24 protein-coding genes are annotated in these 24261 nt (G+C 68.9%); 16 read left to right on the plus strand and 8 right to left on the minus strand.

Translation table 11 applies throughout. The features are described from left to right. Positions 1 to 235 precede the first annotated feature (235 nt). Entirely contained in the window at positions 236 to 1573 is a 1338-nt protein-coding gene (locus JYG37_RS20295) for an MFS transporter (RefSeq protein WP_050014430.1), read from the plus strand. Positions 1574 to 1692: 119 nt separating this feature from the next. Here the strand turns inward: JYG37_RS20295 and JYG37_RS20300 are convergent, their stop codons facing one another. Together JYG37_RS20300 and JYG37_RS20305 are read right to left on the minus strand one after the other, a co-directional pair. Beyond that, complete coding sequence (locus JYG37_RS20300; RefSeq protein WP_124594108.1) at positions 1693 to 2703, minus strand: 3-hydroxybutyryl-CoA dehydrogenase; 1011 nt, start codon at positions 2701 to 2703, stop codon at positions 1693 to 1695. Then, the gene (locus JYG37_RS20305) at positions 2700 to 3806 is read right to left on the minus strand and encodes an NAD/NADP-dependent octopine/nopaline dehydrogenase family protein (RefSeq protein WP_050014428.1); all 1107 of its coding nucleotides are present in this window, start codon (positions 3804 to 3806) and stop codon (positions 2700 to 2702) included. The genes JYG37_RS20300 and JYG37_RS20305 overlap by 4 nt, the downstream gene beginning before the upstream one ends. Positions 3807 to 3955: 149 nt before the next feature. Between JYG37_RS20305 and JYG37_RS20310 the strand changes: the two genes are divergently transcribed. Together JYG37_RS20310 and JYG37_RS20315 are read left to right on the plus strand one after the other, a co-directional pair. Beyond that, positions 3956 to 4930, plus strand: coding sequence for an AraC family transcriptional regulator (locus tag JYG37_RS20310; protein WP_050014427.1), 975 nt, complete (start codon positions 3956 to 3958; stop codon positions 4928 to 4930). Then, complete coding sequence (locus tag JYG37_RS20315; protein ID WP_050014426.1) at positions 4927 to 5958, plus strand: LysR family transcriptional regulator; 1032 nt, start codon at positions 4927 to 4929, stop codon at positions 5956 to 5958. Before JYG37_RS20310 ends, JYG37_RS20315 begins: the two co-directional genes overlap by 4 nt. A gap of 38 nt (positions 5959 to 5996) precedes the next feature. Here the strand turns inward: JYG37_RS20315 and JYG37_RS20320 are convergent, their stop codons facing one another. Continuing rightward, positions 5997 to 7115, minus strand: coding sequence for a porin (locus tag JYG37_RS20320; RefSeq protein WP_213345777.1), 1119 nt, complete (start codon positions 7113 to 7115; stop codon positions 5997 to 5999). A 410-nt stretch (positions 7116 to 7525) separates the two neighbouring features. On the opposite strand from JYG37_RS20320, the gene JYG37_RS20325 reads away from it, so the two are divergent. Both JYG37_RS20325 and JYG37_RS20330 read left to right on the plus strand, forming a co-directional pair. Beyond that, entirely contained in the window at positions 7526 to 8929 is a 1404-nt protein-coding gene (locus tag JYG37_RS20325) for a spinster family MFS transporter (protein WP_213345778.1), read from the plus strand. A 215-nt stretch (positions 8930 to 9144) separates the two neighbouring features. Beyond that, entirely contained in the window at positions 9145 to 10122 is a 978-nt protein-coding gene (locus JYG37_RS20330) for a PDR/VanB family oxidoreductase (protein WP_124652031.1), read from the plus strand. Between the two features lie 115 nt (positions 10123 to 10237). Here JYG37_RS20330 and JYG37_RS20335 read toward each other — a convergent pair whose 3' ends face one another. After that, complete coding sequence (locus JYG37_RS20335; RefSeq protein WP_050014513.1) at positions 10238 to 11155, minus strand: LysR family transcriptional regulator; 918 nt, start codon at positions 11153 to 11155, stop codon at positions 10238 to 10240. 140 nt (positions 11156 to 11295) lie between these two features. On the opposite strand from JYG37_RS20335, the gene JYG37_RS20340 reads away from it, so the two are divergent. The 3 genes from JYG37_RS20340 to JYG37_RS20350 all read left to right on the plus strand — a co-directional run bounded on the left by JYG37_RS20340 (position 11296) and on the right by JYG37_RS20350 (position 13645). Beyond that, positions 11296 to 12579: an aromatic ring-hydroxylating oxygenase subunit alpha gene (locus tag JYG37_RS20340; protein WP_209924624.1), complete on the plus strand. Its 1284-nt coding sequence runs from the start codon at positions 11296 to 11298 to the stop codon at positions 12577 to 12579. Further along, on the plus strand, positions 12576 to 13079 hold the full coding sequence (locus JYG37_RS20345) for an aromatic-ring-hydroxylating dioxygenase subunit beta (protein ID WP_089489037.1): 504 nt from the start codon (positions 12576 to 12578) through the stop codon (positions 13077 to 13079). The genes JYG37_RS20340 and JYG37_RS20345 overlap by 4 nt, the downstream gene beginning before the upstream one ends. Before the next feature lie 179 nt (positions 13080 to 13258). Beyond that, on the plus strand, positions 13259 to 13645 hold the full coding sequence (locus JYG37_RS20350) for a tautomerase family protein (protein WP_050014418.1): 387 nt from the start codon (positions 13259 to 13261) through the stop codon (positions 13643 to 13645). 50 nt (positions 13646 to 13695) lie between these two features. Here JYG37_RS20350 and JYG37_RS20355 read toward each other — a convergent pair whose 3' ends face one another. Then, a complete protein-coding gene (locus JYG37_RS20355; protein WP_213345779.1) occupies positions 13696 to 15243 on the minus strand; it encodes a sensor histidine kinase in 1548 nt (515 codons plus the stop codon). 152 nt (positions 15244 to 15395) lie between these two features. Between JYG37_RS20355 and JYG37_RS20360 the strand changes: the two genes are divergently transcribed. From JYG37_RS20360 to JYG37_RS20380, 5 genes are all read left to right on the plus strand, one after another. Beyond that, positions 15396 to 16589, plus strand: a complete 1194-nt coding sequence (locus JYG37_RS20360; protein WP_089489036.1) for an acyl-CoA dehydrogenase family protein — start codon at positions 15396 to 15398, stop codon at positions 16587 to 16589. Positions 16590 to 16685: 96 nt separating this feature from the next. Next, a complete protein-coding gene (locus JYG37_RS20365) occupies positions 16686 to 17063 on the plus strand; it encodes a hypothetical protein (RefSeq protein WP_050014413.1) in 378 nt (125 codons plus the stop codon). 8 nt (positions 17064 to 17071) lie between these two features. Beyond that, positions 17072 to 17593: a nuclear transport factor 2 family protein gene (locus JYG37_RS20370; RefSeq protein ID WP_050014412.1), complete on the plus strand. Its 522-nt coding sequence runs from the start codon at positions 17072 to 17074 to the stop codon at positions 17591 to 17593. A gap of 32 nt (positions 17594 to 17625) precedes the next feature. Further along, positions 17626 to 18750, plus strand: a complete 1125-nt coding sequence (locus JYG37_RS20375; RefSeq protein WP_213345780.1) for an amidase — start codon at positions 17626 to 17628, stop codon at positions 18748 to 18750. Between the two features lie 59 nt (positions 18751 to 18809). Next, complete coding sequence (locus tag JYG37_RS20380; RefSeq protein WP_124679473.1) at positions 18810 to 19553, plus strand: SDR family NAD(P)-dependent oxidoreductase; 744 nt, start codon at positions 18810 to 18812, stop codon at positions 19551 to 19553. Positions 19554 to 19677: 124 nt separating this feature from the next. On the opposite strand, the gene JYG37_RS20385 is transcribed toward JYG37_RS20380, so the two are convergent. After that, the gene (locus JYG37_RS20385; protein ID WP_089489034.1) at positions 19678 to 20310 is read right to left on the minus strand and encodes a response regulator transcription factor; all 633 of its coding nucleotides are present in this window, start codon (positions 20308 to 20310) and stop codon (positions 19678 to 19680) included. A gap of 334 nt (positions 20311 to 20644) precedes the next feature. On the opposite strand from JYG37_RS20385, the gene hpaC reads away from it, so the two are divergent. Next, positions 20645 to 21190 carry a 4-hydroxyphenylacetate 3-monooxygenase, reductase component gene (gene hpaC, locus JYG37_RS20390; protein WP_089489033.1) on the plus strand — a complete coding sequence of 182 codons (546 nt, stop codon included), beginning with the start codon at positions 20645 to 20647 and terminating at the stop codon, positions 21188 to 21190. Between the two features lie 11 nt (positions 21191 to 21201). On the opposite strand, the gene JYG37_RS20395 is transcribed toward hpaC, so the two are convergent. Together JYG37_RS20395 and JYG37_RS20400 are read right to left on the minus strand one after the other, a co-directional pair. Then, positions 21202 to 22455 (minus strand): YbfB/YjiJ family MFS transporter, encoded by a 1254-nt coding sequence (locus JYG37_RS20395; protein ID WP_050014403.1) that lies wholly within the window; start codon positions 22453 to 22455, stop codon positions 21202 to 21204. 179 nt (positions 22456 to 22634) lie between these two features. Then, on the minus strand, positions 22635 to 23180 hold the full coding sequence (locus JYG37_RS20400; protein ID WP_050014401.1) for an RBBP9/YdeN family alpha/beta hydrolase: 546 nt from the start codon (positions 23178 to 23180) through the stop codon (positions 22635 to 22637). Between the two features lie 115 nt (positions 23181 to 23295). On the opposite strand from JYG37_RS20400, the gene JYG37_RS20405 reads away from it, so the two are divergent. Together JYG37_RS20405 and JYG37_RS35010 are read left to right on the plus strand one after the other, a co-directional pair. Further along, entirely contained in the window at positions 23296 to 23751 is a 456-nt protein-coding gene (locus JYG37_RS20405; RefSeq protein WP_050014512.1) for an Lrp/AsnC family transcriptional regulator, read from the plus strand. A gap of 341 nt (positions 23752 to 24092) precedes the next feature. Further along, a complete protein-coding gene (locus tag JYG37_RS35010) occupies positions 24093 to 24215 on the plus strand; it encodes a hypothetical protein (protein ID WP_006479692.1) in 123 nt (40 codons plus the stop codon). The last annotated feature ends 46 nt before the right edge of the window (positions 24216 to 24261 follow it).

Genomic DNA, 24261 nt, shown 5'->3' on the forward strand with positions numbered 1-24261 from the left:
CAGCGATCTCACATCTCACGTGGATCGAGATTGATAATGTGGAAATGCTGTGTCGCCTATAGGATGAATACGATTTTTCCGGTCCTGATCGCACGGCTGGTACGCACCCATCATTTGCCGGAGTGATGACACTCCCCTTTTTCTGCGGATTTGACCGGGGCCGGCGGGGCCGACAACACTAGCCCGCAGTGCCGCACAAGACGGCACGCGCCTGCCTCCCCCTTCAGAGTCCGCCATGTACCCGACCGACACCGTGCAATCCCCGAGCGCCGCCCGGCCGCTCGCCGACCGGCAGCTACGCCGGATCGTCATCGCCTCCGTCGCCGGCAACGCGATGGAATGGTATGACTTTTTCGTGTACGGCACGGCCGCGGCGCTCGTGTTCGGCCACGTGTTCTTTCCGCCCGGCGCATCGCCGCTCGCCGGCAGTCTCGCCGCGTTCGCGGCGTTCGCGCTCGGCTTCGTCGCGCGGCCGCTCGGCGGGATCGTGTTCGGCCACGTCGGCGATCGCTACGGGCGCAAGGCGTCGCTCGTATGGACGCTGCTGATCATGGGTGCGTCGACGTTCGCGATCGGCCTGCTGCCGACCTATGCGCAGGTCGGCTTGTGGGCGCCGGCCGCACTCGTCGTGCTGCGCCTGCTGCAGGGCATCGCGTCCGGAGGAGAATGGGGCGGCGGCGTGCTGATGATCAGCGAGAACGCGCCGCCCGAGCAGCGCGGCTACTACGCGGCGTGGAGCCAGCTCGGCGTGGGCGGCGGCTTCGTGCTGTCGTCGGCCGCGTTTCTCGCCGCGCAGGCGCTGCCGGACGACGCGTTCCGCACGTGGGGCTGGCGGCTGCCGTTCCTCGCGAGCATCGCGATCTTCGCGATCGGCATCTATATCCGCCGCCATCTGCCGGAAAGCCGCGACTTCGAGCAGGCCGGCAAGCGCGGCGCACACACGCACTTGCCGATCGTCGAGTGCATCCGCCGTCATCCGAAGGAAATCCTGCTCGCGATGGGGCTGCGCGTGGCCGAGAACGGCGGCGCCTACATCTTCCTCGCGTTCTCGCTCGTCTATGGAAAATACGTCGGGATTCCGAACGGCACGATGCTGACCGGCGTGATGATCGCGATGATCGTCGAGATGGGCGCGATGCTCGCATGGGGCCGGCTGTCCGACCGGATCGGCCGCAAGCCCGTGTACCTGATCGGCGCGCTGAGTCTCGTCGCATGCGCGTTTCCGTTCTTCTGGCTGCTCGACACGCGCGTGACGCCGCTCGTGTGGCTCGCGCTGACGGTCGGCACGGCGGTGAGCCACGGCGCGATGATCGGCACGCTGCCGGCACTCGTCGGCGAACTGTTCAGCACCGAAGTACGCTACTCGGGCGTCGCGCTCGGTCATGAGGTCGCGTCGATCTTCGCGGGCGGGATGTCGCCGCTGATTGCGACCGCGCTGCTCGCGCGCTATCACGCGTCGTGGCCCGTGTCGCTGTTCCTCATTGCGCTCGGCCTCGTCACGGTCGCGACGCTGTGCGTGATGCGCGAGACGCGTGCCGTGCCGGCAGCCGGCACGCGCGGCGACACGGCATGAGCGCGCGGCCCGCGCCGGCCGCCGCACCCGCGTTGCCGGTGGGCGATTGGCGCACCGGTCCACGGCGCCACGTGCGCGCTTGCGCGGCGCCGCAAGCGCACGCAGCCGCAATGTTCAGGCTACGCGTCCCGGCCGCGCCGCGCGCTGTCGAACGCCGGCGCCAGCCCGAGATGGTCGAGCAGCCGCGCGAATTCGCCGAGCCGCTGGCGCATGTACGCGGGCACGTCGACCGCCGCATAGTCGTGGAAACCGGCGCCCGTGCGCACGCCGTCGCGCCCGGTTTCCATGTTGCGCACGACGCTCGCGGCCGGCGCGAAGCGCGGGCCGATCTCGCCGGCCAGGTACTGCGACGCGTAGTACAGGATGTCGCAGCCGCCCCAGTCGATGAATTCGAGCAGCCCGAGCACCGCGAAGCGCGGACCGAAGCCGGTGCGGATCGCGATATCGATGTCCTCGGCGCTGGCCACGCCTTCCTCGACCATCCGCGCGGCCTCGTTCATCGCGAGCGCCTGAATGCGCGGCACGATGTAGCCGGGCGCCGGCCCGCAGATCACCGGCTTCTTGCCCACGCGTTCGAGCAGCGCTGCGACGGTGTCGACAACGGCCTGATCGGTCGCGTCGCTGCGGCTGACCTCGACGAGCGGCATCAGCAGCGCGGGATTCAGCCAGTGTGCGTTCAGCATTCGTGCCGGGTGCGCAACGTGGCGCTGCAATTCGGTGACGACGAACGTCGACGTGGTCGACGCGATCGTTGCGTGCGCATCGACGTGTTCGCCGAGCCACCGCAGCGCGTCGACCTTTGCATCGAGCACTTCGGGCAGTGCTTCGAACACGATATCGGCATCGCGCACCGCGTCGGCCGCGCCGTCCCGCGCCACCAGTGCGATGCGCGCGACGACGGCGTCGGCCTGTGCGGCATCGATGCGGCCGAGCGCGAGCTGCGCATGCAGCGGCCGGGCGATCTCGTCGCGCGTGCGCGCGTCGAACGCGCGACGGCCAGCCGCATCGCGCGGCTTGAAGTCGATCAGCGTCACGTCGAGGCCGGCAAACGCGAACACGAGCGCGATGCCCTGCCCCATCCGTCCCGCGCCGAGCACGTGGATGCGCGTCACATCGTCGGCCGCCTTCATGCCGCGTACCCCGCATCGACCAGCGCGCGCAGCGCGTCCTTCGACAGCGCCGCGAGCCCGAGCCGCTCCAGCGTGCGGCCCTCCGCATACAGGTCGCGCCCCGCGACCGCGCTCGCGATGCTCAGCAGCCCCTGCGCGACGGGCGTCGGCACGCCGGCCCAGCGCCCGCACGACACGATGAACGACAGCCCGAGCCGGGTATCCTCGAGCATGTAGCGATGCGTGCGCAGATCGATCTTCTCGCGCCAGTCGCCGCTATCGGTCAGCTTGCCGTGCGCGCCGCGCCCGTACATCCACTCGTCGCCGTCGATCGCGTAGTGATCGGCGAGCGGGAAATGCGGCGCGCGATAGCCGAGCGCTTCGCGCACCGCGATGCGTTCGGCATCGAGCGCGTTCGTCACGCGGCGGATCGACGGCTGCGTGCCTTCGTTGTGGATGTCCCACGCGTCGAAGTGTTCGAGCGGTCCGGCGTTCATCAGGATCAGCGGCGGATGGATCACCGGGCCCGCATTCATCAGCGCGCCGGACAACGCATCCTCGACCGGCTCGACCGACGGATAGCCGGCGCGCAACACGTCGAACGCCCAGCCGGCTGCATTCACCGGCCACACGCCGGTCGGCAGGCGCGTCGCGTACGCGCTGATCACGACGTCGTTGTCGCGATACTTGCGCACCAGGTACGGCAGCGTGCCCGTTTCGGCGAACGCGACGCGCGAACGGTTGCCGGCATCGGCCGCCGCGCGGGCGAACACGGCGCTGCCGAACGTGCCGGGCGGCAGGAACACGACCTGGCCGTCCTCCAGCAGCGGCGCGACCTGCGCGGCAAGCGCGTCGTGCGACGTGGCCGGCAACGGCACCACGACGAGTTGCGCGCCGTGCAGCGCGGCGGCCAGATCGTCGGTCAGGCGGATCGCGCCCGGCGCATCGCCGAGCGGCACCGCGCGCTTGCCGCGATAGTCGGTGACGTTCAACACGCCAAGCGCGCGCAGCCGCGCGTGCGGCTCGCGATCGCGCCGCCACCACGTCACGTCGTGACCTTTTTCGAGCAGGTCGATGGCCGCCGCATGGCAGCCGTGGCCGCCGCCCAGAACACATACCTTCATCGTCTTCTCCTGGTGATCGAGTACGCCCGAGACTACGCGGCCGCCTGCGCCGCGTCGCTTCAAAACACGCAACGACGCGCCCGTTCGCGCAACGCATTCGCGACGCTGCGCAAGCCGACGCGCCCCTGCATCCGCTACGAGGTCTATCAATGGACATCGCCCTTTCCCGCCATGCACCGAACCGGCTCGGCACGCTGCACGCCCCCGACGAAGTCGAACGCGCGGTCGCGCATCGGCTCGGACCGCACCGGATGGCCGCGTCCGGCCGCGATCCGTTTCGCGCGGAGCTGTACGAGGTGCCACTGCATCACGGCGCGCTGCTCGAACTCAGCTACGGACGCGAAACGCGCATCGAGTTCGGCGAAGACGCCGATCACTTCCTGTTCCGGCTGACGCTCGCCGGTGCGTGCGAGCTGCAGGCCGGCAACGTCGTCGCGTACGCCGGCCCCGGCGCGCTGACCGTGTCGTCGCCCGCGCTCGCGAGCCGCCTGCGCACGAGCCCCGATTGCCGCAATCTCGTGCTGCGGCTCGAACGCGGCGCGCTCGAACGCAAGCTGCAGGACATGCTTCGCGCGCCGCTCGCGCGCCCGCTGCAATTCGACGTGGCGGCCGGCGGCGCCGGCACGGGCGCCGCGCTCGTGCTGCCGACCTTCGAGTACCTGTGCCGGATCGGCGCGCAGCCGGGCATCGGCATCGCGTCGCCGGTGTTCGGCACCGACCTCACCGCGTGGCTGATGTCGCTGCTGCTCACGCACCTGCCGCATTCGTACAGCGACACGCTGCTGCGCGGCACGCCGCCGCTGCCGGCCCATGTGCGGCGTGCGTGCGCTCACGTCGATGCGCACCTCGACGAACCGCTCGCGCTCGCCGCGCTGGCGGCCGTCGCGGGCGTCGCGCCGCGCACGCTGCAGCATGCATTCCGCGCGTTCCTGCACACCACGCCGGCCGCGTACGTGCGCGAGCGCCGGCTCGCCGCCGTGCACGCGGCGCTGCAACGCGGCGACGCGCGCAGCGTGACCGACGTGCTGCTCGCGCACGGCATCCATGGCTTCGGCCATTTCGCGAAGGCGTATGCGCGGCGTTACGGCCACGCGCCTTCCGTCACCGCGAGGCAAGCTCGATGACGCACTCCGCCCCCGGTCGGCCGACGGCCCGCCCCGAACCCGCGCCGCACGACAGCGACGCCGCCGACGGCCTGCGTGTGCAGGATCTCGATCTCAACCTGTTGAAGACGTTTCGCGCGGTGTATGAAGAGCGGCACGTCGGCCGCGCGGCGCTGCGGCTCGGCGTCACGCAGCCGTCCGTCAGCTATGCACTCGGCCGGCTGCGGCTGATGTTTCGCGACGCGCTGTTCGTGCGCACCGGCACCGGCGTCGAGCCGACCCCGCGCGCGCAACGGCTCGCGATCTCGGTCGACAAGGCGCTCGCGATCCTGCAGCACGTGCTCGACGAAGGCTCGCGCTTCACGCCCGACAGCACGCAGCGCGTGTTCCGTCTGCACATGAGCGATTTCGCGGCGAGCGCGTTCCTGCCGACGCTGCTCGCCGCATTCGACCGGCGTGCGCCGGGCGCGGTGATCGAGACGCTGCACGTCGACGAGTGCCAGCTCAACGTCGCGCTCGAATCCGGGCGCATCGACTTCGCGCTCGGGCATTTCGCCGATGCGTCGAGCCACTTCCAGCGCACCGCGCTGCTGCACGAGCGCTGCGTGCTGTTGATGCCGCGTCGCACCGCCCAACGCGTCGGGCTGCCTGACGATTTCGTGCTCGACGGCACGGCGCCCGACGCGCTGCGCTTCGTCGCGGTCACGTCGCATCGGCAGTCGATGCAACTGCTCGAACGGCACGAACTGATGCCGCGCGTGCGCGCCGCGCTGCCCGATTTCATGGTGGTGCCCGCGTTGCTGCAGGACGGCGATTACGCGCTGATCCTGCCGGAGACGATCGCGATCACGTTCGCGGCGCGCCAGCCGTGCGTGCTGTACGAGATCGCCGGCGCCGGCGAATGGGCCGTCAACGCGTACTGGCATCGGCGCTTCGATGCGGACCCCGGCCATCGCTGGCTGCGTGCGCTGCTGCTCGAACTGTTCAATATCGGCGAGCAGGCGCCGTTCGATGCATGGCTCGCGCCGCAGCCGCCTGCTTGCGCGTAGCGGCTCGAGCGAGCATGGGCACGGGCCCGCCGGCACGCTCAGAACGACGTGAGGATGCCCGCGACGAGCGAACTCGCGGTCGCGCCCAGCTTCGCCACCGCGACGCCGCCGCCCGCCGCGCCGTTGACGACGAAGCGCGCATGCGCGCCGTTGCGCACCATCGCGGCGCCCGAGTACAGCACCGTGCGCTTCGACAGCGGATAGTCGAAGCGGATGCCGTACGAATCGGCGTTGCCGTCGCTGTCGGCGACCTTCCGGTAATGGCCGACACTAAGCAGCAGCGACGCGCGCCCGATCGGCACCGTCGCGCTGAGCTCCATGATGTCGCTGTGCGGATACGCGCTCTGGCTGTCGATCGCGGTCGCGACGTCGGGACCGCCGCGATGACGCAGGTACAGCGCGGCCACCTTCACGACGCTGAAGTCGTACGAAATCGCGCCGAGCGTGTAGTTGCCGTTCGCGGCCGTGCTCGTGGCACCGAGCGTCGATGCGGCGACCGGGCTGAACTTCTGCTGCATGATGTCGACGTCGACCGACAATCCGCCGCGCACGTAGTTGATGCCGGCGCCATACGTATCGCCGAGCGTCGCCGGCTGCCCGGCCGCGCCGTTGGCGCCGCGCGCGGCCATCGCGCGCAACAGGAAGCCCGCGTAGCGCGGCGACGTGTAGCGCATCGAGTTGCGCACGCGCAGGAACGCGGGCCCGACGAAGTTGTTGGTCGCGTTGCCCCATGCGAGCCCTGCGCCGAGGCCGGGCAGGCTGTACGTGACGAGCGTCGTATGCAGGATCGTGTAGAGCTCGCCGAACTGCACGCCGCCGAACGGCCCCGTGATGCCGACCCACGCTTCGCGGCCGAACAGCGCGCTGCTGTTCGACAATGCGCCGCTCGCCGCGTTGAAGCCGTCCTCGAGCTTGAAGATCGTCGCGTAGCCGCCGCCGAGATCCTCGACGCCCTTCAGCCCCCACTGCGACGCCCACAGGTTGCCGCTGCCCATGCGCGTCACGTGGTTCGGCCCGGCGTTCGCGTATTCGATCGCGGTGTCGATGCGGCCGTAGAGCGTCACGCTCGATTGCGCGACGGCAGGCAGCGCGTTGCACGCGAGCAGCGCGGCGAGCGGTACGGCAAGCCGGAAGGCTCGCCCGTTCGAATGGTTCATCTGCGTCGTCCCGTAGAAGTTGCGGCGCCTGTCGGCATCGCGCCGCTTGATGTGAAGCGCGTTCGCTTTCGGATGCGAACGCTGCCGATCAAAACCGGCCCGAGTCTAGGAACGACAATTTCGGACGTCGACGCAATGCGCTCTATAACGCTTATAGACGCGCCGCATGACGCGCACGGGCCCCGCCGCGCGCGCGCTGCGCGGCGGCCCGCGCGCACGGCCTCGGTGTTTTCTTTATCCGGGTCGGTAAATATCCGTGTGGCGCGGCTGTCACTCCGGCTATGGCGGCCGAATTTGGCCGACTACGCTGCGTCACCGATCGTGTCATCCGCACGCTTTCGCGCCGCGACGGCGCCCGGCCCGCGAGGCCGATGCCGCGCTTTTCCACCGCCCGCTCCTGGAGAACCCGCATGTCCGCATCCACGGCCCGCGCTGCCGACGGCAAGCGCTATACGTACGAATGGTATGTCGTCGTCATCTGCATGCTCGCGTACGTCTTTTCGTTCGTCGACCGCCAGGTCCTCGTGCTGATGATCGAACCGATCAAGCGCGACCTGCACCTGTCCGATACGCAGTTCAGCCTGCTCAACGGCTTCGCGTTTTCGCTGTTCTATGCGGTGATGGGGCTGCCCGTCGCGTATCTCGCCGACCGCTATGCGCGCCCGCGCATCATCTCGCTCGGCATCGCGCTGTGGAGCATCGCGACCGCCGCGTGCGGGCTCAGCCAGCACTTCGTGCAGATGTTCGTTGCGCGGATGGGCGTCGGCGTCGGCGAGGCCGCGCTGTCCCCCGGCGCGTATTCGATGCTCGCCGACTACTTCCCGAAGGAGAAGCTCGGCCGCGCGATCGCCGTGTATTCGCTCGGCTCGTTCATCGGCGGCGGCATCGCGTTCCTGATCGGCGGCTACGTGATCGCGCTGCTCAAGCATGCGAGCGCATTCACGCTGCCGGTGGTCGGGCAGGTGCATGCGTGGCAGGTCACGTTCCTGATCGTCGGGCTGCCGGGCATCCTCGTCGCGCTGCTGTTCGCCGCGACCGTGCGCGACCCGCAGCGCAAGGGGCTCGCGCAGGATCGCTCGGGCGCCGTGCGGCGCGTGTCGATGCGCGATTCGCTGCGCTTCGTCGGCATGCACAGCGCGACCTTCTCGTGCCACTATCTCGGCTTCTCGTTCTACGCGATGACGCTGTATTGCCTGCTGAGCTGGACGCCCGCGTTCTATATCCGCCGCTTCGGAATGACGGCCGTCGAAGCCGGCTACACGCTCGGCATCGTGCTGCTGGTCGCGAACACGGCCGGCGTGTTCTGCGGCGGCTGGCTCAACGACTGGCTGCTGCGGCGCGGCCGCGGCGATGCGCCGATGCGCGCCGGCGCGATCGGCGCCGCCTGCATGGTGATTCCCGCGACGCTGTTCACGCAGCTCGACAGCCTGCCGGCGTCGCTCGCGATGCTGGTCGTCGCGATGTTCTTCGCGTCGTTCCCGATGCCGACGTCGACCGCCGCGATGCAGACGCTCGCGCCGAACCAGATGCGTGCGCAGATCTCCGCGCTGTTCCTGCTCGTGTCGAACCTGATCGCGCTCGGGATCGGCACGACCGTCGTCGCGCTGTTTACCGATCGCGTGTTCGGCGCGCCGGCCGCGGTCGGGCACTCGATGTCGATCGTCAACGTCGCGGCGGCGACGCTCGCCGCGCTGCTGCTCGCCGCCGGCTGCCGCCACTATCGCCGCAGCCTCGAGCGCGAACGCGGCCACGCGTCGGCATCGGCTTCGGCCGATGCGGCCGTCGACGGCGGCAACGCCATTGCCGCTCGCTGAGGTCGCGCGGTTCACCGATCGCGTGGTCGGCGCACCGGCCGCGCGATTGCCGCACCGCTGACCGGCGACGATCGACACGCCCACCATCATCCATCCCGCTTATTCCGGCATCGATTTTTAATCGATTTGATTTATGCGATGCCCGTCCCTATTCTCGATCGCATGACGGCGCGGGGCTCCGCCGCGCCGCGTTTCTCTACCCCACGGAATTTCCCATGCAAGCGAACCGCCACCAGGTCCGGATCGACACACTGATCGACGCGGCGCAGGACATCCGCTGTTTCCGGGTCTCGCGCGTCGACGGCCAGCCGTTCGACGCGTACGAACCGGGCGCCCATATCGACGTCACCGCGCCGTCCGGCATCACGCGGCAATATTCGCTGTGCGGCAACCCCGACGAGCGCGGCAGCTATCTGTTCGCGGTGAAGAAGGAAGCGCAGTCGCGCGGCGGCTCGCGTTCGCTGCACGACGACGTGCGCGTCGGCGCCGAATTGTGGATCGGCACGCCGCGCAACCTGTTTCGTCTGACCGATGACGCGAGCGAGCACGTGCTGATCGCGGCCGGCATCGGCATCACGCCGCTGCTGTCGATGGCGTATGCGCTGCACCAGCGCGGCGCGCGTTATCGACTGCACTATTTCGCGCGCAGCCGCGACCATGCGGCGTTCGTCGACGAACTGTCGGCCGAACCGTTCGCGTCGCACGTGACGTTCCATTACGGTGTCGAGCCCGATGCGCTCGCGGCCGAACTCGGCCGCTGCATCGAGTCGATTGATCTGGAAGCGCATGTCTATACGTGCGGCCCCGGGCCGTTCATGGATGCCGTTGTCGCAGCCGCGGCCAAGCGAATCCCGGAAGACGCGATTCATCTCGAACGCTTCGCGGCGGAGCCCTCCGCGACGGTCACTGCGGATGCCGCTCCAGCGGAAGGCTTCGAAGTGCGCCTGCAACGCAGCGGCCAATCGGTGCGCGTCGCGCCCGATACGTCGATCGTCGACGCACTCGCGAAGATCGGCATCGAGGTCGATACGTCATGCGGCGAAGGCGTGTGCGGCACCTGCATGGTGCCCGTCATCGACGGCGAACCCGATCATCGCGATCACTGCCTCAGCAAGGCCGAGCGCGCGAGCAACACGGTGATCTGCTGCTGCGTGTCGCGCGCGCGCTCGGCGGTGCTCGTACTCGATCTCTGATGCGCCGAGCACGCCGCCATGTTGCCGCGCCGATCTACTGATCGACTCATGTAAAGATGCGCGGCCGACGGACACTCCGCCACCGCGCTTGCGTCCGGCACGAACCGCCCGACCGTCATTCGTCGAAACGCTCGACGATCTCGGCGAGCAGCGCGCGCATCCACGCATTGCCCTCGTCCTCGTGAAAGTGCTCGTGCCAATGCATCGTCACCGGCGCGGGCGGCAGCGTGACCGGCAGCGCATACAGGCGGAACGCGTTGTCGCGGTTCAGGATCTGCGCGAGCCGCTTCGGCAGCGTCGCATACAGATCGGTGACCGACAGCACGCTCGGCAGCGCGACGAAGTGCGGCACCTCCAGCGCGATGTTGCGACCCACGCCCTGCGCGCGCAACGCGTCGTCGAGCGCGTGGTGGCTGTGCTCGACCGATTTCACGTTGACGTGCGCGGCGCGCACGAACTGCTCGAGACTCAGCGCGGCGGCCGTCGGCAGCCCGCGCCGGCGCCCCGTCATGCACACGTAGGTTTCCTCGAACAGCACCTGGTGGCGCGTGCGCGGCATCAGCTCAGGCAGGTTGCCGATCGCGAAATCGAGCCGGCTCGCGCGCAGCGCCTCCTCGATCTCCTCCACCGGCAGCGGCTGCACGCTCAACGTCACGCGCGGCGCGCGCTCGCGCAGCGCCTGGCAGATCGCCGGCAGGTATGCCATCTCGCCCGCATCCGACAGCGACACCCGGAACGTGCGCGTGCTGGTGGCCGGATCGAAGCGCTCCGCATAGCGCAGCGCGACGCGCACCATGTCGAGCGCCTTGCCGACGATGCCCGCGAGTTCGAGCGCGACCGGCGTCGGCTGCATGCCCGAGCGCGTGCGCACGAACAGCGGATCGTCGAACAGCGTGCGCAGCCGGCCGAGCGAATAGCTGACGGCCGGCTGCGACAGCGCGAGCCGCTCGCCGGCCTTCGTCAGGCTGCGTTCCTCGACGATCGCCTGGAATACGCGCAACAGGTTCAGATCGAGATGATCGACCGACGTCATCGTGACCTCCATCATTTGCCACATTTATTTGATTATCAATTTTAGATCAATTTGACCGATATGCGGCAGAAGACGAGACTGGTCTCCGGACGCTGCGCCCAGCGCGGCCCGATTTTCGCGACTCTTTCCCCACGACGACGATGAGCGACATTCCCTACCAGACGATCGACACCCGCGCGTTGCATGGTCTCGCGCAGCCCGACCGCATCGCGCCCGCGATGTATCACGATCCCGCGCTGTTCGAAGCCGAGCTCGACCGCATCTTCTACCGCACCTGGATCTGGGTCGCGCACGACAGCGAACTGCCGAACCCGGGCGACTTCATCACGACGACGATCGGCCGCCAGCCAGTAATCGTCGTGCGCGACAAGACCGGCGAGGTGAACGTGCTGCAGAACCGCTGCCGCCATCGCGGCGCGACCGTGTGCGAATCGCACAAGGGCAACGCGAAGGGCTTCACGTGCCCGTATCACAGCTGGTCGTACGCGCTCGACGGCACGCTGCGCGCGCTGCCGTACGGCGACGGCTACGAAGGCGTGTGCGAGAAAGGCGACCTGCCGCTCGTGAAGCTGCGCGTCGGCGTGTACCAGGGGCTGATCTTCGCGAGCTTCAACGATGACATCGAACCGCTCGAGGATTTCCTCGGCGGCGCGAAGCCGTGGATCGACCTGTTCATGAAACAGGGCGCCGGCTACCCGATCAAGGCGAACGGCGAGCACAAGTTCAAGTTCAAGGGCAACTGGAAGATCCAGCTCGAGAACACGACCGACCTCTATCACTTCCCGGTCGTGCACAAGTCGTGGATGAAGTCGATCGACGACGAGACGGCCGCCGCGATCACGAGCTTCATGACGAGCGAGCACGCGTTCTGCCGCGCGCTCGGCAACGGCCACAGCCTCGCGGTGCTGATGCCCGAGCTGATCGATCTCGACGATGACGACGGCGCACCGCTGGCCGAACGCTTCGCGCCGCTCGCGGCGAAACTCGCCGAACGTCACTCGCCCGACGAAGTGCGCCGCATCGTGCGCTCGCTGATGGGCGTCGGCTTCAACCTGAACCTGTTCCCGAACCTCGCGCTGTCGATGGCCTTTTTCCGCGTGCTGCGGCCGATCTCCGCGAACGAAACCGAGATCCGCCACGTCGCGCTCGCGATGGACGGCGGCCCCGACGAAGCGAACCGCGAGCGGCTGCGCATCCACGAGCACTTCCAGGGCCCGTTCGGCTTCGGCAGCCCCGACGATGCGGAAGCGTGGGAGCGCGTGCAGCGCGGCGCGCAGGCGGGGCCCGACGTGCCGATCCTGGTCAACCGCGGGCTGAACCGCGAGACGACCGCCGCGAACGGCGAAAAGACCGCGCATGCGACCGACGAGACCGGCATGCGCGAAGCCTACCGGCAATGGCGCAACATGATGGAGCAGCAATGATGGACGACCGCAACGCCCTCTTTTCCGAGCAGACCTTCGCCCGCGCGGTCGAATTCGTGTGGCGCGAAGCCGAGATGCTCGACCGCCGCGACTATCGCGCGTGGCTCGACCTGTGGGACCCGACCGGCCACTACGTGGTGCCGATCGATCCCGACGCGACCGATTTCGCGGCGACGCTGAACTACGTGTTCGACGACCAGGACATGCGCGAGAAGCGCGTGCAGCGGATGGTGTCCGGCTATTCGGCGTCGGCCACCGACGCGGCGCGCACGGTGCGCACCGTATCGCGCTTCACGCTGGAAAGCGGCAGCGCCGATACCGTCGAGCTGAAATCGGCGCAGGTGGTGGTCGCATACAAGCGCGGCGTCGCGACGCTGTTCGCGGCCGACGTCACGCACAAGCTGCACGTCGATGCCGAAGGCGAGATGCGGATTGCGGAGAAGGTCGTGCGCCTGATCGACTCGACCGAAGCGCTCAGCGCGATCGGCTTCCTGCTGTAAGCCGCGACCGGTTCACCGTCGCCAGCGCAATGGTGAGCCGGGCACCTTCACCTGTGAACGGCTGCCGGTTCGCCGTCGCCCGCGCAAAGGTGAACCGGTCACCTTCACCTTTCAGCGGCGACCGCTTCGCCGTCGCTCGCGCAACGGTGAGCCAGTCACCTTCACCTTTCCGGACGACCATGCCCACACTCGAAGTTTTCCTGCCGGCCGGCCATGACGACGCGCGCAAGGCCGAGCTGATCGCGCGCCTCAGCCACGCGACCGTCGACGCGATCGGCGCACCGCTCGAATCCGTGCGCGTACTGCTCACCGAACTGCCCGCGACGCATATCGGCCTCGGCGGCCGCAGCGCCGCGGACGGCGCGCCGCCGTCGCTGCCGGTGATCGTCGCGATCCTGATCGCCGGGCGCACCGACGCACAGAAGCGCGCGCTGATCGCCGCGCTGTCCGATGCGGGCGCGAACGTGCTCGACGCGCCGCTGCAGGCGACGCGCGTGATCATCAAGGACATTCCGAACACCGACTTCGGCATTGGCGGCCAGACCGCGCGGGCGCTGGGGCGCTGACCATGCGTCGCGCGTCGCCGCCCCGCCACAATGCGCCGACGCGGTTGCGCTCACCCGTCGGCGAGCGGCAGCGTCACGCGGCAGTCGAGCCCGCCGCCCGCGGCCGGGCTCGCGGCGATCCGCCCGCCGTGGCGCGTGACGATGCTCTTGCACAGCGACAACCCGATCCCGTTGCCGCCCGCCTTCGACGACGAGAAGCCGTCGAACAGCCGGTCGTGCGCGCCGGCGTCGACGCCCGGGCCATTGTCGATCGCACGCAACTCCGCATGGCCGGCCACGTTCGCGGTGCCGAGCGTCAGCGTGCGCGGCGCGCGCTCGCAACTGGCGAACGCCTCGATCGCATTGAACGCGAGATTCAGGATCACCTGCCCGATCAGCACGCGCTCGCAGCGGATCGGCAGCGGCGCGTCGGCCTGCACGATCGCGACCGTCACGCCGGCCTCCTTCGCGCGCAGCTCGATGAAGTACGCGACGTCCGCGAGAACGTCGCGCAGGTCGGCGCGCGCGACGACCGGCTCGCGCTTCACGATGAATTCGCGCACGCTCTTGATGATCAGCGCCGCATGCTCGGCCTGCCGATCCGCGCTGCGCAGCCCCCAGATCGCGTCGTCGACGGCGCCGTTGCCGTTCAGCCGCCGCACCGCGCCTTCGATGAAATTGCGCACGGCCGCGAGCGGCTGGCTCAGTTCGTGCGCGATCACGGTCGCCATCTCGCCCATCGCGTTGTAGCGGCCCGCGTATTCGAGCATCCGCGCCTCGGCGCGCCGCGCGTCCTCGATCGCGACTTCGTCGCTCACGTCGCGAAACTGCACGAGCAGCCCGTCGAGATCGCCTTCGATCTCGACCTGCCGGCACAGGATGCGCAGCCAGCAGGCGGAGCCGTCGCGCCGCACGATCCGGTAGCGCTGCGGCGCGGACGGGCATGCGGACGGCGCGTCGCGCAACTGCGCGACGAGCCGGTCGCGATCGGCCGCCGAGCAGTAGTCGAGCACCTCGCCGAGCGGCTCGTCGGGCGCGAGCCCCAGCACGCGGCGGCCCGACTCGCTGATGAACTGCACGCCGCCGTGCGGCGTCACGACCGCGATCCCTTCGTCGAGATCCTGCATGAACTCGCGCAGCCGCGCCTCGTAGCGGCGCAACTGCTGGCGGACCGCCTCTTCCGCGCTGATGTCGCGGAACTGCACCATCACGACGTCGCGCCCGCGCAGCGGCACGTAGGTCGCGGTGGCCTCGGACAGCATGTCGACCCCCGTGCGCGAGCGATAGCACCATTCGTACACCTGCGGGCCGTCGACGAGTGCACGATCCCACGCGCTCACCGCGATCTCGCGCCGGTACTTCGGCTCGGGGCGCGTCATGTCCGGCGCCTTCAGCGGCAGCAATTCCTCGACGGAAAAGCCGAGCGCGATGCACGCGGCGCGATTCGCCCACACGATCGCCCGGGTGCGCGCGTCGTGCAGCAGCACGCACGTGGTCAGCGCATCGAGCAGCCGGTGGAAATCGTCTTCGTCGGGAAAACTCATGATCGGATTCGGAGGAAGGCGCGCGGCATCGCGCGGCCGGAAACCCAACATAGCACCGGCGCGCGCCGATCGCATCTGAAGATTTCTTTAGGCCGGCACGGAGCGTCACCAGTCGCGCGGCCCAACGCACCAATTGCTGCGTGTTTTCGGCGTTTCTAGACTAGGGTCTGTTTGCATATGAAACGCACATGCGAATGCCGGAATCGCCCCATCCCCAGGAGACTTTCATGCCGCAAGCCGCCCTCGCCATCGAATCCGCGCCGACCTCGCCGCCCGCGGCCCGTCCCGCGGCCGCGCCGTTGTCGCCGCTCGACGCGGTGATCGAAACCGTCGCCGCGCGCCGCGACGAATTCGACCGGCTGTCGCACGTACCGCGCGACGTGATCGCGCTGTTCAAGCAGGCCGGCATCTATCGCGCGGGCACGCCGCGCCGCTTCGGCGGCGATGCGCTCGCGCCGACCGCGTTCCTCGACATGATCGAACGGATCGCGACCGCCGACGGCTCGGCCGCGTGGGTCGCAAGCTTTGGCTCCGCGAACGTCTATCTCGCCGCGCTGCCGCTCGACACGCAGGCCGAGCTGTACGCGAGCGGCCCCGACCAGGTGTTCGCGGGCGGCCTGTTCCCGGTGCAGCCTGCGCAGGCCGCGCCGGGCGGCTGGCGCGTGAACGGCACGTGGAAATTCGCGAGCGGCTGCAAGGGCGCCGACTGGCTCGGCGTCGGCATCGCCGTGCCGGGCGCGCAGGACGCCGCGCCGAACAAGCCGCGCACCGCCGTGTTCCGCGCCGCGGATGTCGAGATCGTCGAGAACTGGAGCGTGGTCGGCATGCAGGGCACCGGCAGCCACGACCTGCGCGTGAACGACCGCTTCGTGCCGGAGGCGTGGACCTTCGTGCGCGGCGGCGAAGCGACCGTCGACGAGCCGCTGTACCGCTATCCGACCGTCGCGTATGCGGCGCAGGTGCTGGCCGTCGTCAACCTCGGCCTCGCGCGCGCGGCGCTCGACGTCGTGAACCGGATGTCGGGCGGCCGCCAGACGACGACCGGCGCGCCGCGTCTCGCCGATCGCGCGTATTTCCGCATCGAGCTCGCGAAGGCCGAGGCGCAACTGCGCTCGGCGCGCGCGTTTTTCTACGATGCGACCGATTCGGTGTGGCAATCGATTCTCGCGGGCAACCCGGTGACGCCCGACCAGGTCAGCCTGCTGCGGCTCGCGGCCACGCAGATCGCGCGCGAAGGCGCGAGCGTCGTCGAACGCGCGTACCGCCTCGGCGGCACGGCCGCGATCTACCGGTCGCATCCGCTGCAGCGGCTGCTGCGCGATGCGATGGTCGTCACGCAGCACGCGTTCCTCGCCGAAGGCAACTTCGACGGCGCGGGCGCGGTCTTCACCGGCGTCACGCCGTTTCCCGGCTATCTGTAACCTGCATCGCCCGAAACTTTCGATGAACGCGCATGAAGCCGCCGCACCGTCGCCGGCCGGCTCATGCGCCCGACCGATTCCTCTGGAGAACCCATTATGTCCGATTCGAATCCGCTGCCGCTGCGCGTGCTGTTCTGCTGCGGCGTGTCGCAGAATTTCTTCGACCTGCCGCGCGAGAAAATCGGCGAGGTGTGGCAGGCGTACGGTGCGATGCTCGCGGCCGTCGAAGCGATGCCCGGCGTGCGCGTGCTCGGCGTGATGGACGACGATCGCCTCGTGGTCGGCCAGGCCGACGGCGCACCGTGGACCTTCTACATCATGGCCGACGTCGCCGATTTCGACACGACGGTCGCCGTGTGCAACCTGTACCGCACGACGCCCGTCGGCGAATACAACCTGTGGCGCTACGGCAAGATCGAGGCACGCGTCGGCCGCGCGCTGACCGTGCCGCCGGCCACGAAGCCCGCGGCGTGAGGCGCGCGATGACCGATCTGTCTCCGGCCGCGATCGACGCGCTCGCACAGCGCGTCGCGGCGCTCGACGCCGAGCGCGCGGTGCGCGCGACGATCACGCGCTACATGGCGCTGTGCGACGTACCCGAAGATGCGGGCGAAGGCCCGTCGCTGGCGGAACTGTTCACGTCCGACGCCGTGTGGGAAGGCATCGGCCCGCGGTACGCGCGGAAGTTCGGCCGTCTCGAAGGCCCGGCCGCGATCGTCGCGATGCTCGGCCGCTATCTTCCGCCCGATCCGCATTTCTCGGCGAACCTGCACTTCCTGACGTCGGAGTCGATCGAGATCGGTGTCGACCATGCAAGCGCACGCGGCCGCTGGATCATGCTCCAGGCGTCGCGCTACGCAGACGATTCGGCCGAGCTGATCGCCGCGCGGCTCACGATCGATTTCGCGCCGTGCGCCGACGGCGCCGCCTGGCTGATCCGCCATTTCCGCACCGAACGCGTGCTCGACGGCCCGTGGCCGCTCGCCGCCGCGCCACGGTCCTGAACCCTTCCACCGTATTCGCACGCCATCGCACCATGACAGGCTTCATCGACACCTTCACGCTCGGCGGCCCCGGCCCGACGATCGCGATCAAGGACACGATCGACATCGCGGGCTATCCGACCCGCGCGGCAAGCCGCGCGCTCGCCGATGCGCCGCCGGCCGTCCGACACGCGGACGTGGTCCGCCTGCTGCTCGACGCCGGCTGGCAGATCGCCGGCAAGGCGAACATGCACGAACTCGCGTTCGGCATGACCGGCATCAACGACTACACGGGCACGCCCGTCAATCCGCAGGATGCCGCACGCATTCCCGGCGGCTCGTCGAGCGGCTCCGCGTCGCTCGTCGGCCTCGGCGCCGTCGACGCGGCGCTCGGCACCGATACCGGCGGCTCGATCCGCGGGCCGGCCGCGTGCTGCGGCGTGGCCGGGCTGAAACCGACGTTCGGCCGCGTGTCGCGGCGCGGCGTCGCGCCCTCCGACACGACGCTCGATTGCGTCGGGCCGTTCGCGCGCGAGATCCGCACGCTCGTCGCGGTGATGGCCGCGATCGCGCCGGACTTCGATCGCGCGCAGGCGACCGCTTCCGTTGAAGGCTGCACGGTCGCCCAACTCGCCGTCGAAACCGATCCGGCGATCGCCGCCGCGCTCGATGCGGCCGTTCGCGCGTCGGGCCTGCGTTCGCATACGATCGTGCTCGATGCAATGCCGGCCGCGTTCGCGGCGGGGCTCACCGTGATCAACGCGGAAACGTCGCGCGCGTTCGGTCACCTGGTCGCGACCGGCAAGCTCGGCGCCGACCTCGATGCGCGATTGCGTGCGGCCGCAACGACCGCGCCTGCGGCATTGAAGGAAGCCGAAGCCGTGCGCGCACGCTTCACCGCACAGATCGACGCCGCGCTCGAACACGCGGACGTGCTGGTGCTGCCGACGCTGCCCGCGCTGCCGATCACGCTGCAACAGGCCCGCGACGGCGTATCGGTGATCGCGATGTCGTCGCTGATCCGCCCGTTCAACCTGAGCGGCCATCCGGCGCTCAGCCTGCCGCTGCCGCTCGCCGGTTCGCCGTTGAAGGCCGGCTTGCAGATCGTCGGGCGCAAGGGCGCGGACGAACGGGTCTGCGCGATCGCGGCGCACTTCGAAGCGGCACTGGCCGCATGAACCACGATGCGGGCGCCGCTTCCCTCGGCGTGCGCCCGCGAACCACGGAACCCCACACCATGTCAGATCGAGTCGCTCTCGTCACCGGCGCCGCGCGCGGGCTCGGCGCCGTCATCGCCGAACGCTTCCATGCGGCCGGCTATCGCGTCGCGCTGGCCGACATCGCCGCCAACGCGATTCACGCGCATGCACGCGAGCTCGATCCGAGCGGCGAACGCGCGATCGCGCTGCCGCTCGACGTCACGTCGAAACGCGATTTCGAAGCCGCGCGCGATGCGCTCGTCGCGCGCTGGGGCACGATCGACGTGCTCGTCAACAACGCGGGCGCATCGAAGGTCGTGCCGGCGATGGAGATCACGGCCGAGCAGTTCGACCAGGTGATCGACGTGAACCTGCGCAGCGTGCTGTTCGGCTGCCAGGTGTTCGGCCAGTATTTCGCGCAGCGCGGCGCGGGCCGCATCGTCAACATCGCGTCGCTCGCCGGGCAGAACGGCGGCTCGGCGACGGGCGCGCACTATGCGGCCGCGAAAGGCGGCACGCTGACGCTGACCAAGGTGTTCGCCCGCGATCTCGCCGCGCAGGGCGTGACCGTCAACGCGATCTCGCCGGGGCCGCTCGATCTGCCGATCGTGTACGAAAGCGTCGCGCCGGAAAAGCTGCGTCAGGTGCTCGCGAGCCTGCCGGGTGGCAAGCTCGGGTCGGCCGGTTTCGTCGCGGATGCGGCCGTGCTGCTCGCGTCGGGCGACGCGCATTTCGCGAACGGCGCATGCTGGGACATCAACGGCGGGTTGTACATGCGCTGAACGGTACGCACGCATCGGGCGCGCGGTGCGTGTGCGCGGTGTGTGTGCGCGTCGGCTGCGTCGCGTGCGTTGCATGCTTCTCGTGGCCCGGATGCGCAAGCCGATCCGCGCACAGCCCCGACCGCTATCGAGACGCCTCCCCATCGTCGCCCCACACGACCATCACGTCGCGCACGAGCGCGGCGATCGACGTCGCGCCGAGCTTCTCCTTGATGCTCGCGCGATGCACGTCGACGGTCTTCACGCTGATCGACAGGTCCGACGCGATCTGCTTGCTGCCCTTGCCGTCCACGACGCCGCGCAGCACTTCCTTCTCGCGCGCGGTCAGCGCGTCGAGCCGCTGGCGCAGCTCGCGGTGGCGCTGGCTCACCACATGCCGCTGCTGCGCGAGCCGCAGCGCGCGCTGCACGCGTTCGAGCATCTGCTGCGAGTTGTACGGCTTCTCGACGAAATCGATCGCACCGTTCTGCAGTGCGCGCACCGACATCGGAATGTCGCCGTGTCCGCTGACGAAGATCACCGGCAGCGTCGCGCCGCGCGCATTCAGTTCGGCCTGCACGTCGAAGCCGCTTTTCTCCGGCATCCGCACGTCGAGCACGAGGCACGCAGGCAGGTTCACGTCGAAGCGCGCGAGAAAATCGGCCGCGTTCGCGAACCCTTCGGACGCGATGCCGACCGATTCGAGCAGCCACGCGAGGGACGTCCGCATGCCGCCGTCGTCGTCGACGATGTATACGATCGGTGCGGGTGACGTCATCGGGGTGTCTCGCAAAATATCGGTATCGGTATCACGCGCGACGCAGGGGTGAAGCCCGCGTCGTTCGTCGGGGGTATGCGGCACATCATAGCGAGCCGAAAATCCGCTGAATACCCCTTCACGTACCGCGTGAACGCACAACCGCTCATTTTTCGCGCAGCGTGCCGCGCATCTAGGTAGAACCTTTAGATGCGTTGGCGCGAACGCCATCTTCGTCATCGTTCGTGCGAATGGTCGGCCGCATTTTCGCGGCGTACGCTTGGGTCATCGTCGGCCGAGCGATGCTGCATCGACAGCACCCGCGATCGCCGCCTTCATCCAATCTGGAGTGCCCATGTCCGCCACGACCGATATCCCGCAACCGGCGCGCGTCGAACCGACCGACGCGCAAAAGGCCTTCCGCCAGGCGATGGCCCATCTCGGCGCGGCCGTCAACGTGATCACCACCGCGGGGCCGCACGGCCGTTGCGGGATCACCGCGAGCGCCGTGTGCTCGGTCACCGACGCGCCGCCGACGCTGCTCGTGTGCCTGAACCGGTCGAGCGCGATGCATGCGACCTTCGAGCGCAACCGTCAGGTCTGCATCAACGTGTTGCCGGCCGAGCACGAGCTGCTCGCGCGACACTTCGCGGGGCTCACCGACCTGCCGATGGAACAGCGCTTCGCTCTCCCCGTGTGGGATCGCGGCGAACGGGACGTGCCGGTGCTGCGCGATGCGCTCGCGAGCCTGCAGGGCACGATCGCCGAGATGAAGGAAGTCGGCTCGCATTCGGTGATGTTCATCGAGGCGACGTCGATCCGCGTGCGCGACGACGGTGACAGCCTGATCTACTTCAGCCGCGCGTTTCATCGCGTGTCGCGCACCGCATGCGTGCGGTGACGGGTGCTTGGCTACGCGGACGTGCTGCGCAGCGCGCGCTGCCCGGCCGCGAATGCCGCGCCCGCGAACAGCGTGAGCGCCGAATACACGAGCCCGCGCGCGAGCCCCGCGCTGTCCGACACCCAGCCGATCGCGACCGGCCCCGCGATCTGCCCGAATGCGAAGACCGTCGTGAAGGCGCTGATCCCCTTCGCCCAGCCGTCGGGCGGCAGGTTGTGCCGCACGAAGGCCGTCGTCGACGCGACCGCCGACAGGAACGTCGCGCCGAACAGCAAGCCCGATGCGAATGCGGCGGCCGGATGCACGAACAGCGCGGGCATCAGCGTCGCGACGCCGAGCAGCGCGTTGAGCACCGCGAGCGCCTGGCCGCCGCGCATCCGGTCGAGCAGCCCCGACCATAGCCGCGCCGACACGACGGTCGCGACGCCGAGCATCACGTAGAACGCGGCGACGACCGAGCCGCTCATCCCCGCGCCGCGCAGCAACGCGACGATGAACGTCATGTAGCCGATATAGCCGACGCCGAACAGCGCGTAGCCGGCCAGCGCGAGTGCGAAGCGGGCCGGGCTCGCGGCAGCCGCCGGTTTCGCACCGTCGGCCCGCGTGGCCGGTGCCGCATGGGCATGCTCGATGCGGCGCGCGGCCGACACGGCGACTGCCGAGAACAGCACGCACGCCGTCGCGAGTGCGAACCACGCGGGCTGCCAGCCGTGCACGCGTGACACGAGCGTGGCCGGCACGAGCAGCGACGACGCGACGATGCCCCATCCGGTGCCGCCGTAGTAAAGGCCGAGCAGCAGCCCCGCATCGCGCGGCGACGCGGAGGCGAGCCGCGCGGCCAGTACGCCGCCGCTGATGAAGATCAACGCGCTGCCGACACCCGTCGCCAGCCGCTGCGCGAGCAACGCGTGCATGTCCGGCGTGAGCCCGCCCGCGGCCATCAGCACGGCGGTCAGCGCGCAGCCGGCCGCGAGCAGCGTGCCCGCGCGCCAGCGCCGCGACAGCAGCGGGAATGCAAGCGCGCCGATCAGGTAGCCGGCCGCGTTCGCCGTATTCAGCGCGCCGGCCTGCGCGAACGTCCAGCCGAGATCGGCCTTCATCGGCGACAGCAGCAACGCATACGAAAAGCGTGCGAGGCCGAGCGCGATCGCGCTGCCGAGCGACAGGCAGATCGCGAGCCGCCACGCGGCCATGCGGCCGGGATCGGTCGCGCCGGCGTCCGGCCGCGAGCGACCGTCACGCTCCGGTTGCGGCACTGCACGCATCGGGGTGTCTCCTTCGTTGTTCGATTCCGGGGCTTGCGCCGCCGTCGGTCGATCATACTGGAGCCGCCACGAAATCGGCACGCGCGGCAGCGGCACAACCGCGACGGCCGCCGCGCCCGGTTCCCGCTCCCCGACACGACGGCCGAACACCGCGGGAAACCAACCGGCGCGGGCACGCGCTATCGCCCGAGTCCGGCCGCAAACGCCGCCAGCAACGCGCGCCCTTCGGGCCATCCAGCCAGCCCGGACGCCGCGTTCAGATGGCCGCGCGCGCCGAGCAGAAGCGGCGTCGCACCCTGTTCCGTTGCCCATTCGAGCGCGCGCCCCGACGGATCGTACGGATCGTCCTCGCTCGCGATCGCCAGCACAGGCACGCGCCCGAACCCACTGTTCGGCAGGTTCGCGAACGCGGCGGCGGCAACGGGAAAGCGCGGCCCTGCCGGGTCGGGCACGGCCACGAGAAACGCGCCGCGCACCGCCCGAGCCGACACGGCATGCCAATGCGCGAACAACAGACAACCCAGCGAATGACACACCACGAGCGGAGGCACCCCGGCGTTCGCGACGGCCTCGTCCAGCGCCGCCGTCCAGTCGGCCAGGTCGGGCGCGTCCCATGAAGCCGGCGCGATGCGCGCGGCGCCGGGCAACGCCGCCTCCCAGTGGCTCTGCCAATGATCCGGTCCCGAATTGCCGATACCCGGCACGATCACGATCGCTCGATCCATCGCTCCCTCCATCGACGAAAGCCCAGAGTGTGACCACGCATCAGTCGGCATGGAATGGCAAGTCATCGGTTATTGGAACAAAATGCCGATGAATCAACGGTACCGGAGGACCGTCATGCCGGAAGAAGCACTGGATCGCCTGGATCTTGCGATCCTCGAAGCGCTGCAGGACAACGCGCGGACGCCGCTGTCGGAAGTCGGCAGGCGCATCGGGCTGTCGCAGCCCGCCACGTCGGAGCGCGTGAAGCGGCTGGAAGAACGCGGGATCATCGCCGGCTACGGCGCGCGGATCGATCCGGCGGCGCTGGGGTTGGGCATGATGGCGATCATCCGGCTCAAAACGACTCACGAGCACATCAAACCGGCGCTGCGCACGTTTGCCGAGATGCCGCATGTCATCGAAGTCCACCGCATGACCGGCGAGGACTGCTTTCTGCTGAAGGTGCTGGTGCCGACGCCGGGCCAGCTCGAAACCCTGATCGACGCGATTGCCCGCTTCGGCGCGGTCACGACTTCGCTGGTGCTGCGCTCGGAACCGACGAAGGCGATCGGAAAGGCGCTGCTCGGATGACGTTCGCATGCGGCTTTCTTTAACGACATAAAGTGCAGCAATCCTGTCAATTGAACTCAAATTAAAAATTACCGAATTCAATTCGACGTTCTGGATTTGAATTCACTAAAAAAAGATGCGCGATCTGTCGCTCGTTTTATCCATTTTTCCAATATGTGAATCGAAAACGCCCGTGTTTAGCGCACCTCAGCTAAAAACAATGCGACGCATTGCATTCGTAAATTCATCAGACTAATATCGACGCCACTCGCCCGGCATTCAAAAAATTCCGAACGAGGAGCGGCCATGTTTTTGCCGCGCTTTCATGTTGAATCACTCATGTTCACCACAGGAGAATTGACATGCAGGAAACCCAGCAGATCGAATTGCTTGACTGGATGCAGGAAGACACGCACCCCGAGGCCGTCGACATGATGGTCGAGGACGCCGTGGTGCCGTTCGGCACCGCGCTCTGGCCGGTCTGAGCGGGCCACCCGTTCTCGGGGGGGGGGGGCCGGCCCGGCGCCCCGC

This window comes from Burkholderia sp. LAS2 (assembly GCF_018417615.1).
Taxonomy (GTDB): Bacteria; Pseudomonadota; Gammaproteobacteria; order Burkholderiales; family Burkholderiaceae; genus Burkholderia; species Burkholderia sola.